We start from the raw sequence: 13,062 nt of genomic DNA, 5'->3' as shown, positions 1-13,062 counted from the left end.
CGCGCAGGCCCAGGAGATCACGCTCAAGGCCGTCAACGCGTTCAACGAGGGCACCTACTTCGCGCGCAACTTCGAGCGCTTCGTCAAGAAGGTGAACGACGAAGGCAAGGGCATCGTCCAGATCAACTACATCGGCGGGCCGAAGGCGATCCCGACCTTCGAGCAGGGCAACGCGATGCGCAGCGGCGTCGTCGACCTGTCGAACAACACCACCTCGTTCACCGCCGGCATCGTTCCCGAGGGCCTGGTCTTCAACTACACCAACAAGACGATGGCCGAGATGAGGAAGGACGGCTCGCTCGCCTACCTCAACCAGATCTTCATGGACAAGGGCCTGTACTACTTCGCGCGCACCGGCGAGGGCGTGCAGTACTACATCTACTCGAACAAGAAGATCGAGACCGCCGACCTCACCGGCCTGAAGCTGCGCATCGCGCCGATCTACCGCGACTTCTTCCAGAAGCTCGGCGCCAGCGTCGTGCAGATCGCCCCCGGCGAGGTGTACACCGCCCTCGAGCGCGGCGTCGTCGACGGCTACGGCTGGCCGCTGCTGGGCATCTTCGACCTCGGCTGGCACGAGAAGACCAAGTTCCGCCTCGAGCCCGGCTTCTACGCCATCGAGCTGGGCGTCATGTTCAGCGCCGCCACCTGGAAGAAGCTGACGCCGGCGCAACGCGAGTTCCTCGAGAAGCAGGGCGCCTGGCTCGAGAGCCTCAACGTCGACATGGCGGCCAAGGACGCCCCGGCCGAGATCAAGCGGCAGCAGGAGGCCGGCATCCAGGTGGTCAAGCTGCCGCCCGACCAGGCCCGGATCCTGGTCAAGACCGCCAACGACGCCGCCTGGGACGCCATCGTCAAGGCGAGCCCGCAGCACGGCCCGAAGCTGCGGGAGATGCTGGCGCCCAAGTAGAGCGGCGCCGCGAGGGCAGCCCGCGATCGGCGCAACGCGCAGGCAAACCGGATGGCATCGCTCTCGGCCGCGCTCGACCGCCTCTATCACGCCATGGCGATGGTCGCCTGCGTGCTGCTGTTCGCCATGGTGGTCGTGATCTGCGGCGACGTCCTGCTGCGCAACGTCCCGCTCATTCGCTCGCTGCGGGGCTTTCCGGCGACCAACGACCTGTCCGAAGCATTCCTCTACCTGATCACGCTGCTGTCGGCGCCCTGGCTCCTGCGCCGCGGGCAGCACATCCGCGTCGACGTCCTGCTGCGGGCGATCCCGCGCCGCTGGGCCTGGTACTGCGAGTGGGCGGTCGACGGGCTCGGCCTGGCCTGCTGCCTGGTGATCATGTGGTACGGCGCCGCCGCCACGCTCGACGCCATCCGCTCCGGCGAGATGTTCATCAAGGCGCTGGCGATGCCGGCCTGGTGGTGGCTCGTCTTTTTACCGTTCACCTTCGGCATCCTCGCCGTCGAGTTCGTGTTCCGCATGCGGGCCCTCGGCCACGGCGAGCGCGCGCCGCGCAGCGAAGCGGTGTCGGCCGGATGAGCCGCCGGCCCGCACCGACGGGGCGACCCCGATGAGCTGGCAGGCGGCAGCCTGGCTGCTCCTCGGCGGCTCGACGGTGCTGCTCTTCCTCGGCTTGCCGGTCGCGTTCTCGTTCCTCGTCATCAACGTCGTCGGCGCCTTCCTCATCCTCGGCGGCGAGAACGGCATCGCCCAGATGGTGCGCAACTGCGTCGGCTCGGTCGCCAACTTCTCGCTCACGCCGATCCCGCTCTTCATCCTGATGGGCGAGGTGCTGTTCCACACCGGCCTGGCGGTGAAGGTGATCGACGGCATCGAGCGCCTGATCCGCAACGTGCCGGGCCGGCTGGCCGTGGTCGCGGTAGTCGCCGGCACCATCTTCTCGGCGATCTCCGGCTCGACGATCGCCACCACGGCGATGCTCGGCAGCCTGATGGTCCCGCTGATGCTGGCGCGCGGCTACCACCCGACCATGGCGACGGGGCCGGTGATGGCGATCGGCGCCGTCGACATGCTCATCCCGCCGTCGGCGCTGACGGTGCTGCTCGGCAGCCTGTCGGGCATCTCGAACACCAAGCTGCTGATCGGCGGCATCGTCCCCGGCCTGATCCTCTCGGTGACGTTCGTCGCCTACATCGTCATCCGCGTGCGCCTCCAGCCGTCGCTGGCGCCGAGCAGCGCCTTCGTGGAGTACAGCGGCTGGGAAAAGCTGAAGCCGCTGCTGAAGTACGTGCTGCCGCTGGTCTCGATCTTCGTGGTGGTGGTGGGCGTCATGGTCGGCGGGATCGCCACGCCCACGGAATCGGCCGCGATCGGCGCCATGGCGACGATCCTGCTGGCGCTGTCGTACCGGGCCCTGACGCTGCAGAACCTGGTGGCCAGCATCAAGGGCACCGTCGTCATCTCCGGGATGATCCTCTTCATCATCGTCGGCGCGACCACCTTTGCCCAGGTGCTCTCGTTCTCGGGCGTGAGCAACGGCATCGTCCAGGTCATCGCCGGCCAGAACCTGTCGCCGATGGCGGTCGTGGCCGGCATGCTGGCGATCCTGATCGTGCTCGGTATCTTCGTCGACCAGGTCAGCATGATGCTGATCACGCTGCCGATCTTCATGCCCATCGTCCAGCAGCTCGGAATCGACCCGGTGTGGTTCGGGATCATGTTCCTGATCTGCATGCAGCTCGGCCTGCTCCTGCCGCCGCACGGGCTGCTGCTGATGACGATGCGCGGCGTCGCGCCGCCGGAGGTGACGATGCTGCACATCTTCCAGGCCGTCGTTCCCTACCTCTTCTTCAGCATCGCCGTGCTCACCCTGGTCTTCATGCTGCCGGCGACGGCGACCTGGCTGCCGGGGCTGCTGAAGTAGCCGAGGCTCGCGCGATGGCCGGCCTGCGCGAGCGACTCGTCTTCGACGCCGAGCCGGTGTCGTGCGCGACGGGGCACGGCGCTATCTGCTCATGCGCCCGGACGTGCTGATGGGACTCTTCGCCAGGCTCGACGCCGCGGCACGCGCGGCCGCGCTGCAGGCCTTCGCCGACGCTGCCGAGCAGCACGGCGGCGACAGCCTGCGAGTCTATTTCGAGAGCCTCGGCGGCGACCGCGACGCGTTCCTGGAAGCGACCGCTGCCGCGGCCGCCGACCTGGGCTGGGGCCGCTGGCAGTTCAGCCGCGAGGCCGATGCGCTCCGCCTCGCGGTCGACGGCAGCCCGTTCGCGCACGGCTGGCCGGCGACCGGCCCTCCGCAGGCCGTCTGTGCGCCGATCCGCGGCCTCCTGGCGGCGGCTGCCGCGCTCGTCCTCGGCTTCGATGCGCGGGCCGAGGAAACCGCGTGCGCGGCCGCGGGCCATGCGCGCTGCGAGTTCGTCGCGCGCGCAACGGTGGCGGGTGCCTCGGCCGAGCCGAGCTGAGCCGACCATGCCCGCCCTCGAGGACATCGATCTCGCCGCGCTGGTCGAGGCCGATCAGGTCCACCGCGACGTCTACACCGACCCGGCGGTGTTCGCGCTGGAGATGGCGCGCCTGTGGCAGCGCAGCTGGCTCTTCGTCGGCCACGCCAGCCAGGTACCGGCGCCGGGCGACTACGTCACGACGACGCTCGCCGGCCAGCCGGTCATCATGGTCCGGCACGGCGACGCGTCGATCCGCGTCCTCTTCAACCGCTGCGCGCACAAGGGCACGCGCATCGCCAGCTCGCCGCGCGGCAACACCGGCACGACCTTCCGCTGCCCGTACCACGCCTGGACCTACCGCACCGACGGCGCGCCGCGCGGCCGGCCCCGGCCCGCCGGCTACGACGGCACGCGGATGCTGTCCTGCGCCGCCGGCCAGGGGCTGGCGCGAGCGGGCGCCGTCGAGACCTACCGCGGCTTCGTCTTCGCTCGCCTCGCCGCGCAGGGCATCGGCCTGGACGAGTCGCTCGGCGCGATGCTCGAGGTGCTTGACAACCTGGTCGACCGCGCGCCGGACGGCGCGCTGCGGGTCGCCGGCGGCGTGCTGCGCAGCCGCTTCCGTGCCAATTGGAAGATCTACCTCGAGAACGTCAACGACACGGTGCACCCGGTCTCGACGCACGAGTCGGCCGCGGCCGCGGCCGGCGCCGCCTGGGCGGGCATGCCGGCAGACGCGCCGCGGCCGATGGCGATCCAGCAGCTCATGCCGTTCGGCTCCGGCTACAGGTTCTTCGAGGCGATGGGCGGGCGGGTCCTGGCGCACGGGCACAGCATCCTCGGCACGCACTTCAGCATCCACAGCGGCTACAGCGACCTGCCCGGCTACGAAGCCTCGCTGCGGGCCCGGCACGGCGCCGATCGCACGGCGCAGATCCTCGCCTTCTCGCCGCAGAACGCGATCTTCTATCCGAGCCTCGCCGTCAAGGCGTCGCCGCAGATCCTGCGCGTGCTGCGGCCGATCGCCGTCGACTGCACGGAGGTCGAGGCCTGGGCGCTCGAGCCGGTGGGCGCGCCGGCCGAGCTGCTGCAGCGCGCGCTCACCTACAACCGGCTTGTCTTCTCGCCGATGTCGATGGTCGCGCACGACGACCTGCACGTCTTCGAGAGCATCCAGCAGTCGCTCGCGGTGCAGGCCCATCCGTGGGTGAGCCTGCACCGCGGCCATCGCGAGGAAGAGGCCGCGACGCCGGTGCGCGACGTCGGCGGCACCGACGAGGCCCTGATGCGCAACCAGTTCGTGGCCTGGGCCGAGGGCATGGCGCCGGATGCGCCGGCATACCCGGGGTAGGCCGCCGCCGGCGCCTGACCGGCGGCCGAGTCAGCCCGCTTCGGAAGGCGGCTTGTGCAGCTCGATGATTCGCCGCAGCGTCGTCTTCAGCGTCTCGGCGCGGGCCAGGCCGAACGGGGCGAGGACGCGATCCTCGTGCTCGCGCGCGCGCACGATCAGCCGATCGACGAGACGTCGCCCGGCCGGGGTGATGCCGACGAGCGTCACCCGGCGGTCGCTGCCGTGTGCGGTGCGCTCGACGTGCCCCTTCTCCTGCATGCGATCGAGCAGGCGGGTGACCGTCGGCTGCTTGGCCAGGGCGATGCGGGCCAGGCGGCCGATGCTCATGGGCGGCGAGTCGGCGAGGGTGGCCAGGATTCGCCACTCCGAGACCGCCAGGCCCTGGCGGCGAACGACGGCGTGGAACTCCGACGAGATGAGCTGGCTCGCCTGGGCCAGCAACGCCGCCAGGTAATCGTCGACGAACGGCGTGGGCGTCAAAGTATGACTTTGCATACGTTCAGGTCTGAACTAATATAGGCCGCTGACGCGTCGCAGGCAAGCGGGAAGGACACATGGCCGAGCGTTCTTTCGCCGAGGAAGTCGGCAAGCTCCGGTTGGGCGAGGGCGAGACATTCCGCGGCGAGGGCATCCTCGCCGTCACCAAGGCGCTGCTCGAGTCGGGCGTCGCCTACGTCGCCGGCTACCAGGGCGCGCCGATCTCGCATCTGATGGACGTGCTCGCCGACGCCGAGGACATCCTGGTCGAGCACGGCATCCGCTTCGAGAACAGCGCCAGCGAGGCGACGGCCGCCGCGACGCTCGCGGCCTCCGTGAACTACCCCTTGCGCGGCGCCGTCACCTTCAAGGGGCCGGTCGGCGTCAACGTCGCCTCCGACGCGCTCGCCAACCTCGCCTCGGGCGGCGTGCTCGGCGGCGCGCTGGTCATCGTCGGCGAGGACTACGGCGAAGGCTCGTCGATCATGCAGGAGCGCAGCCACGCCTTCGCCATGAAGTCGCAGATCTGGCTGCTCGATCCGCGCCCGAACCTGCCCTCGATCGTCGCCGCGGTGAAGCAGGGCTTCGAGCTTTCCGAGGCCAGCCGCACGCCGGTGATGCTGCAGCTGCGCATCCGCGCCTGCCATGTCTACGGCCGCTTCACCGCCGCCGCCAACCGGCGCTCGCCGTTCACCTTGCAGCAGGCCATGGACAACCCGGTGCGCGACACGACCCGGATCGCCCTGCCGCCGGCGACCTACACGCACGAGCGCGAGAAAATCGGCGAGCGCTGGCCGGCGGCGGTGCGCTTCATCGAGCAGCGCGGGCTGAACGAGTTCTTCGATGCGGCCGACGGCGGCTGCGCCGACCTCGGCATCGTCGTCCAGGGCGGCCACTACAACACCGTCGTGCGCGGCCTCGAGCGGCTCGGCCTGGCCGACGTGTACGGCCGCGCGCAGGTGCCGCTCTACGTCATGAACGTCGCCTACCCGGTGATCGACGCCGAGGTGCTGCGCTTCTGCAGCGGCAAGCGCGCCGTGCTGGTGGTCGAGGAGGGGCAGCCGAACTTCGTCGAGCAGAACATCGCCAACGTCCTGCGCCAGGGCGGCGGCACGACCGCGCTGCACGGCAAGGACGTGCTGCCTATGGGCGGCGAGTACGTGCCGACGGTGGTCCGCGACGGCCTGCGCGCCTTCCTCGAGCGCTACGGCGCGTTGCTGCCGAGCGGGCCTGCTGCCGTGGCGGGCGGCGGCACGGCGCGGCCGGTGATCCCGGTCGCCGCGGCGCCGCTGGCCGAGGTCGTGCACGGGCGGCCGCCGGGGTTCTGCACCGGCTGCCCGGAGCGGCCGATCTTCAGCGCCATGAAGCTGGTCGAGCGCGAGCTGGGCGCGCACCACGTCAGCGCCGACATCGGCTGCCACCTGTTCTCGATCCTGCCGCCGTTCAACATCGGCAACACGACCATGGGCTACGGCCTCGGCACGGCCGGCGCGTCGGCGTTCAACCCGCCGGTGAGCCGGTCCAGCGCGGCGAACGGCAACGACGGGAAGGGCACGGCGACGGGCGCGCGCCAGGGCAAGCGTGCGATCAGCGTCATGGGCGACGGCGGCTTCTGGCACAACGGCCTGACGAGCGGGATCGCCAACGCCGTCTTCAACCGCAGCGACAACCTCACCATCGTCGTCGACAACAACTACACCTCGGCCACCGGCGGCCAAGACGTGCTGTCCTCGAAGCTCGCGCACAAGTCGCGCAGCACCGGCCACGCCATCGAGCGGGCGGTGCGCGGCGTCGGCGTGGCCTGGGTCCGCACCCTGACGAACACGTACAAGGTGAGCGAGATGCGCGACACCCTGCGCGAGGCGCTGACCACGAACGAGGCCGGCCCGAAGGTGCTGGTCGCGCAGTCGGAGTGCATGCTGAACCGGCAGCGGCGCGAAAAGCCGCTGGTCAAGAAGGCGGTGGCGTCCGGTGCCCGGGTCGTGCGCGAGCGATTCGGCATCGACCCCGACACCTGCACCGGCGACCACTCCTGCATCCGCCTCAACGGCTGCCCGTCGCTGTCGATCAAGCCGAACCCGGACCCCTTGCGCACCGACCCGGTGGCGACCGTGATCGACAGCTGCGTCGGCTGCGGCGTCTGCGGCGAGGTGGCGCACGCGGCCGTGCTCTGCCCGTCGTTCTACAAGGCGCGGATCGTCAGCAACCCGACCGCGTGGGACCGCGCCCGGCAGCGCCTGCGCAGCCGCGTCATCGGCTGGCTGCAGCGGCGCGACGCGCACCGACGCCGCCGCTTCGACTTTCCTGCGCCCGCGCCCGCGCCGGCCCGGCGCAGCGAGCCGCTGCCACGATGACGCCGCGGCCGATCAAGATCGCTATCCTCGCCATGGGCGGCGAGGGCGGCGGCGTGCTCTCCGACTGGATCATCGACCTCGCCGAGCACAACGGCCACATCGCGCAAGGCACGTCGGTGCCCGGCGTCGCGCAGCGAACCGGGGCCACGATCTATTACGTCGAGCTGTTCCCGCTCGCCGAGGCGGGGTCCGCGCCCGAGCCGGTGCTCGCGCTGATGCCGCTGCCGGGGGATGTCGACATCGTCCTCGCCTCCGAACTGATGGAAGCCGGCCGCGCCGTGCAGCGCGGCCTCGTCACCCCCGACCGCACGACGCTCGTCGCCTCGACGCACCGCGTCTGGTCGATCACCGAGAAGACGGCGATGGGCGACGGGCGAGTCGACGGCGACGCCCTGCTCGCGCACACCGAGGCGGCGGCGAAGCGCCTGGTTCGCTTCGACATGGCGCAGGTCGCCGAGGACGCCGGCAGCGTCATCAGCGCGGTGCTGTTCGGGGCCCTGGCCGGCACCGGCGCGCTGCCGTTCGCGCGCAGCGCCTTCGAGGAGACGATCGCGCGCGGCGGCGTCGGCGTGGCGACGAGCCGGCGCGCCTTCGACGCCGGGTTCGAGCGCGCGCGGCAAAGCATCGGGGGCCACGCGCCGGGGGGCGCGGCGCCCGTCGCGCCGACAGCGGCCGCGCCGTCGCCGACCTCGTCCTCGACTCTCGACCCCGCTGTCGCCGCACTCGTCGACCGCGCCGAACGCTTTCCGGCCGAAGCCCGACCGATCGTGCTCGAAGGCATCCGCCGCTGCATCGACTGGCAGGACCCGGCCTACGCCGCGCTCTACCTCGATCGCCTCGACCGCCTCCAGCAAGGCCTGGCCGCGCCGGCGCCGCAGCTGCTCGCCGAAACCGCCCGCCACCTCGCGCTCTGGATGACCTACGAGGACACGGTCCGCGTCGCCGCCTTGAAGACGCGCGCCTCGCGATTCGAGCGCGTGCACGGCGAGGTGCGGGCCGGCGACGAGCAGCTGCTCGCCATCGACGAGTACATGCACCCGCGCCTGCAGGAGATCTGCGAGACGCTGCCGGCGCGCCTGGGCCACTGGCTCGAGCACTCCGGCTGGCCGCGCCGCCTGGTCGAGCGCTTCACGCAGCAGGGCCGCGTCGTCACGACCAGCTCGCTGCCCGGCTTCCTGCTCCTCTACGGCATCGCCGGCCTGCGCCGCTTCCGCCGCTCGAGCGGCCGCTTCGCCGTCGAGACGGCGCGCATCGAGGCCTGGCTGGCCGACATCGCCCGCGTCGAAAAGCGCAACCCGGCCCTCGCCGTCGAGGTGGCGCAGTGCCAGCGCCTGGTCAAGGGCTACGGCGACACGCACGCGCGCGGTTGGCGCAACTTCGGCACGCTGATGGGCATCGTCGAGCGGCGGGCCGACACGTTGGCGCCGGCGACCCTGCGCGAGCTGCGCGACGCGGCCCTGGCCGACGAGCGCGGCGACACTCTCCATGCCGCGCTGACCCGCCACGCGCTGGCCTGAGGCAGGAGCCGCAGGAAGAAGCGACGAAGGAGCTGCCCATGAGCGATCGCTACCGAGGCCACCCCGACGCCGTGCGCGCGCTGGTCCGCCCCGACCGGGTGCACCGCGACCTCTACATCGACGAGGAGATCTTCGCCCTCGAGCAGGAGCACTTCTTCGCCAACACCTGGAACTACGCCGGCCACGACAGCCAGGTGCCCGCGCCGGGCGACTACATCACGGTCGAGATCGCCGGCCGGCCGCTCGTCGTCGTGCGCCACGACGACGGCAGCGTGCGCGTGCTGATGAACCGTTGCGCGCACAAGGGCGCCCGCGTCGTCAGCGCGCCGGCCGGCCACACCGGCCGCTTCTTCCGCTGCCCGTACCACGCCTGGGCCTACAAGACCGACGGCTCGCTGCTCGCGATTCCGCTGAAGAAGGGCTACGAGGGCACCGGCCTGTCGGAATGCGAGGCGGCCAAGGGCATGGTGCCGGTGCGCCACGTGCGCCTTTACCGCGGCTTTGTCTTCGTCAAGCTGAGCGACGCCGGGCCCGACTTCGAGAGCTACTTCGGCGCCTCGCTCTCGTCGATCGACAACCTGGCCGACCGCTCGCCGGTCGGCGAGCTCGAGATCACCGGCGGCTGCCTGCGCTTCATGCACGCCTGCAACTGGAAGATGTTCGTCGAGAACCTCAACGACACCATGCACCCGATGGTCGTGCACGAGTCGTCGGCGGGCACCGCCAAGGGCATGTGGAAGGGCCAGCCTGCCGACGTGCCGAAGCCGATGGCCATCGAGCAGTTCGTGCCCTTCGTGTCCGACTACCAGTTCTTCGACGACATGGGCGTTCGCGTCTTCGCCAACGGGCACAGCTACTCGGGCGTGAACTTCTCGATCCACAGCAGCTATTCCGCCGTGCCCGCGTACGAGGCGGCGATGCAGGCCGCCTACGGCGAGGAGCGCACGAAGCAGATCCTCGGCACGACGCGGCACAACACCGTGTACTACCCGAACCTGACGATCAAGGGCGCGATCCAGTCGATCCGTGTCGCCCGCCCCATCGCCGCCGACAAGACCCTGATCGAGAGCTGGACCTTCCGCCTGAAGGGCGCGCCCGACGAGCTGCTGCAGCGCACGGTCACCTACAACCGCCTCATCAATTCGCCGTTCTCGGTCGTCGGCCACGACGACCTGCACGCCTACCGGGCGATCCAGAAGGGCCTGCACGCGAGCGGCAACGACTGGGTCAGCCTGCATCGGAACTTCGACGCGGCCGAGATCGGCCAGCGCGAGGTCACCGCCGCCGGCACGAGCGAGATCTCGATGCGCAACCAGCACCGCGCCTGGGTCGAGGCGATGACGGCGACGATGCAGCCGCGGGTGCCGACCGGCGCGTACGAGGGGCAGCCATGAGCGCGCGTGGCCGCTCCAGAGCGCTCATCCCGGAGCGCGCAGCGCGGAGGGTCGTCCAATGACCGATCCGACCGAAGCCCGGCTCATCGCCTTCGTCGTGCGCGAGGCGCGCCTGCTGGACGACAAGCGCTACGAGGAGTGGAACGCGCTCTGGACGGAGGACGGCATCTATTGGGTGCCGCTCGTACCCGGGCAGCCCGACGGCCTCAACCACACCTCGCACCTGTATGAGGACAAGCTCCTGCGCACCTTGCGCATCGAGCGCCTGAAGAGCCCGCGCGCCTACTCGCAGCAGCCGCCGAGCCGCGCCCACCACCTGCTGCAGACACCCACCGTCGAGAGCGCCGACGCCACGACGAACCGTTACGTCCTGCGCACGGAATTCCATTACACCGAGGCCCAGGGCGACGAGATCGAGTTCTTCGTCGGCACCGTCTACCATCACCTGACGATGCAAGACGGCGAACTGCGCATGACGCTGAAGCGGGTCGACCTCCTCAACAGCGACGCCGCCCTGCCGGCGGTGCAGCTCTTCATCTGAACGTGGCGGAGTCCCCCCGCTCGGCCGAGCCGACCACCGTCCACGCCGCCTTCAGCCGCAGCGCCGCCCGGCGTGCCGACGCCGAATGGCTGATCGTCGACGCGGTGACGGCGGCCTCGTACCGGATCGAGGCCGGGCCGCGCAGCTGGCGCGAGGTCGGCGGCGAGGTCGAGCGCCTGCGCCTTCTCTACGGGCAAGCCGGCTACGGCCACGGCCACCGGGTCGGCCTGCTGCTCGAGAACCGGCCGGCCTTCTTCACCCACTGGCTCGCCCTCAACGCGCTCGGCGTCAGCATCGTCCCCATCAACGCCGACATGCGCGCGGCGGAGTGGATGTACCTCATCAGCCACAGCGAGATGTGCCTGGCGGTGGCGCTGCCCGGGCGCGAGGCCGCCCTGCGCGCGGCGGCCAAGGAGGCGGGCGCGACGCTCGAGACCATGGGGCCCGACGCCGCCGGCCGCATCCCGCCGGCGCGGACCCCGGCCCGGATGGCCGGGCAGCCGGTCGGCCGCGGCACCGAATGCGCGCTGCTCTACACCTCGGGAACGACCGGCCGTCCCAAGGGCTGCCGCCTCGGCAACGGCTACTTCCTGCGCGCCGGCGCCTGGTACCTCGGCCTCGGCGACCTGGCCACGGTGCGCGAGGACGAGGAGCGCTTCATCACGCCGCTGCCGCTCAGCCACATGAACGCGCTGGCGTTCTCGACCATGGCGTCGATCCTCTCCGGCGGCTCGCTGGTGCAGCTCGACCGCTTCCATCCGGCGAGCTGGTGGCAGAGCGTGCGCGACACGCGCGCCACCGTCGCGCACTACCTCGGCGTCATGCCGGCGATGCTGCTGGGCGCGCCGCCCAGCGCGCTCGACCGCCAGCACCACGTGCGCTTCGGCTTCGGCGCCGGCGTCGATCCGCGCCACCACGCCCCCTTCGAGGAGCGCTTCGGCTTTCCGCTGCTCGAAGCCTGGGCCATGACCGAGACGGGCGCGGCCGCCTGCATCATGGCCCACCGCGAGCCGCGCCGGGTCGGCACGAGCTGCTTCGGGCGCGCCGATCCGGAGGTGGAGGCGCGCATCGTCGACGACCACGGCAGCCCCGTCGACGTCGACGTCCCCGGCGAGCTGCTCGTCCGCGCCGCCGGTGCCGACCCGCGCCGCGACTTCTTCCTCGGCTACCTCAAGGACGAGCCGGCGACCGAGCAGGCCTGGGCCGGCGGCTGGTTCCACACCGGCGACGTCGTCCGGCGCAGCGCCGACGGCGACTTCCACTTCGTCGACCGGCGCAAGAACGTCATCCGGCGCAGCGGCGAGAACATCTCGGCGGTCGAGGTGGAGAGCGTCCTCAACCAGCACCCGGCCGTCGCCGCCAGCGCCGTCGCCGCGACGCCCGACCCGGTGCGCGGCGACGAGGTGCTCGCCTGCATCGTGCTGCGCGACGCACCGAACCTGCCCCCGCCCGAGCACATCGCGCACAGCATCGTGCGGCACACGCTGGAGCGGCTGACCTACTTCAAGGCGCCCGGCTACGTCGCCTTCGTCGAGTCGCTGCCGCTCACCGTGTCGCAGAAGATCCAGCGCGGCGAGCTGCGCGAGCTGGCGCGCACGCTGCCCTCGAAGCCGAACTGCATCGACACGCGCGAGCTGAAACGGCGCAGGAAGAAGAAGGAGTGAGTGCAGGCGCTGCCCGGCGCGCGTCGTACGAGGGCGTCGCCGTCGCCGTGCCCGTCACGGTGCCGTACCGGCGCTACTCGACGCACGGCGCGCACTGGTTCATCGGCGCCGCGATGGACGCGCTGGTCGAGCGCTCCGGCATCGCCAAGGAGCAGATCGACGGCCTCACCGTGAGCAGCTTCTCGCTCTCGCCCGACACCGCCGTCGGCGTGACCCAGCACCTGGGCCTCAGCCCGCGCTGGCTCGACCACATCCCGACCGGCGGCGCGTCCGGCGTGATGGCGCTGCGCCGCGCCGCGCGCGCGGTGCAGGCCGGCGACGCCGACATCGTCGCCTGCGTCGCCGCCGACGCCAACCACGTCGAGTCGTTCCGGCAGATGCTCGGCGGCTTCAGCCACTTCGCCCGCGAC

11 protein-coding genes and 1 pseudogene are annotated in these 13,062 nt (G+C 71.1%); 11 read left to right on the top strand and 1 reads right to left on the bottom strand.

Annotated features, from left to right (window positions below):
- The 5 genes from dctP to AC30N0_RS04590 form a co-directional block, all read left to right on the top strand.
- A partial coding sequence (gene dctP, locus AC30N0_RS04610) for a TRAP transporter substrate-binding protein DctP (protein ID WP_489516755.1) occupies positions 1 to 910 on the top strand: 910 nt, incomplete at its 5' end.
- Between the two features lie 51 nt (positions 911 to 961).
- A complete protein-coding gene (locus AC30N0_RS04605; RefSeq protein WP_489516754.1) occupies positions 962 to 1,489 on the top strand; it encodes a TRAP transporter small permease in 528 nt (175 codons plus the stop codon).
- A 31-nt stretch (positions 1,490 to 1,520) separates the two neighbouring features.
- The gene (locus AC30N0_RS04600; protein ID WP_489516753.1) at positions 1,521 to 2,834 is read left to right on the top strand and encodes a TRAP transporter large permease; all 1,314 of its coding nucleotides are present in this window, start codon (positions 1,521 to 1,523) and stop codon (positions 2,832 to 2,834) included.
- A gap of 61 nt (positions 2,835 to 2,895) precedes the next feature.
- Positions 2,896 to 3,375, top strand: a complete 480-nt coding sequence (locus tag AC30N0_RS04595; protein ID WP_489516752.1) for a V4R domain-containing protein — start codon at positions 2,896 to 2,898, stop codon at positions 3,373 to 3,375.
- Positions 3,376 to 3,382: 7 nt separating this feature from the next.
- Positions 3,383 to 4,705 carry a Rieske 2Fe-2S domain-containing protein gene (locus tag AC30N0_RS04590; protein WP_489516751.1) on the top strand — a complete coding sequence of 441 codons (1,323 nt, stop codon included), beginning with the start codon at positions 3,383 to 3,385 and terminating at the stop codon, positions 4,703 to 4,705.
- A gap of 30 nt (positions 4,706 to 4,735) precedes the next feature.
- Here the strand turns inward: AC30N0_RS04590 and AC30N0_RS04585 are convergent, their stop codons facing one another.
- On the bottom strand, positions 4,736 to 5,200 hold the full coding sequence (locus AC30N0_RS04585; protein WP_489516750.1) for a MarR family winged helix-turn-helix transcriptional regulator: 465 nt from the start codon (positions 5,198 to 5,200) through the stop codon (positions 4,736 to 4,738).
- Positions 5,201 to 5,259: 59 nt separating this feature from the next.
- Between AC30N0_RS04585 and AC30N0_RS04580 the strand changes: the two genes are divergently transcribed.
- The 6 genes and pseudogenes from AC30N0_RS04580 to AC30N0_RS04555 form a co-directional block, all read left to right on the top strand.
- The gene (locus AC30N0_RS04580) at positions 5,260 to 7,536 is read left to right on the top strand and encodes a thiamine pyrophosphate-dependent enzyme (protein ID WP_489516749.1); all 2,277 of its coding nucleotides are present in this window, start codon (positions 5,260 to 5,262) and stop codon (positions 7,534 to 7,536) included.
- Positions 7,533 to 9,053: an indolepyruvate oxidoreductase subunit beta family protein gene (locus AC30N0_RS04575; RefSeq protein WP_489516748.1), complete on the top strand. Its 1,521-nt coding sequence runs from the start codon at positions 7,533 to 7,535 to the stop codon at positions 9,051 to 9,053. Before AC30N0_RS04580 ends, AC30N0_RS04575 begins: the two co-directional genes overlap by 4 nt.
- A gap of 38 nt (positions 9,054 to 9,091) precedes the next feature.
- A complete protein-coding gene (locus AC30N0_RS04570) occupies positions 9,092 to 10,447 on the top strand; it encodes an aromatic ring-hydroxylating dioxygenase subunit alpha (protein ID WP_489516747.1) in 1,356 nt (451 codons plus the stop codon).
- A gap of 58 nt (positions 10,448 to 10,505) precedes the next feature.
- A complete protein-coding gene (locus AC30N0_RS04565; RefSeq protein ID WP_489516746.1) occupies positions 10,506 to 10,988 on the top strand; it encodes an aromatic-ring-hydroxylating dioxygenase subunit beta in 483 nt (160 codons plus the stop codon).
- Positions 10,989 to 10,990: 2 nt separating this feature from the next.
- Entirely contained in the window at positions 10,991 to 12,652 is a 1,662-nt protein-coding gene (locus tag AC30N0_RS04560; RefSeq protein WP_489516745.1) for an AMP-binding protein, read from the top strand.
- Positions 12,649 to 13,062 (top strand): annotated as a pseudogene (locus AC30N0_RS04555) (thiolase family protein); the annotation flags it as partial. The gene AC30N0_RS04560 and the pseudogene AC30N0_RS04555, both read left to right, overlap by 4 nt.

Source organism: Rhizobacter sp., from assembly GCF_031412495.1.
In the GTDB taxonomy this organism is placed as follows: Bacteria; Pseudomonadota; Gammaproteobacteria; order Burkholderiales; family Burkholderiaceae_C; genus Schlegelella_A.
This window is presented reverse-complemented; position numbering and strand designations above follow the sequence as displayed.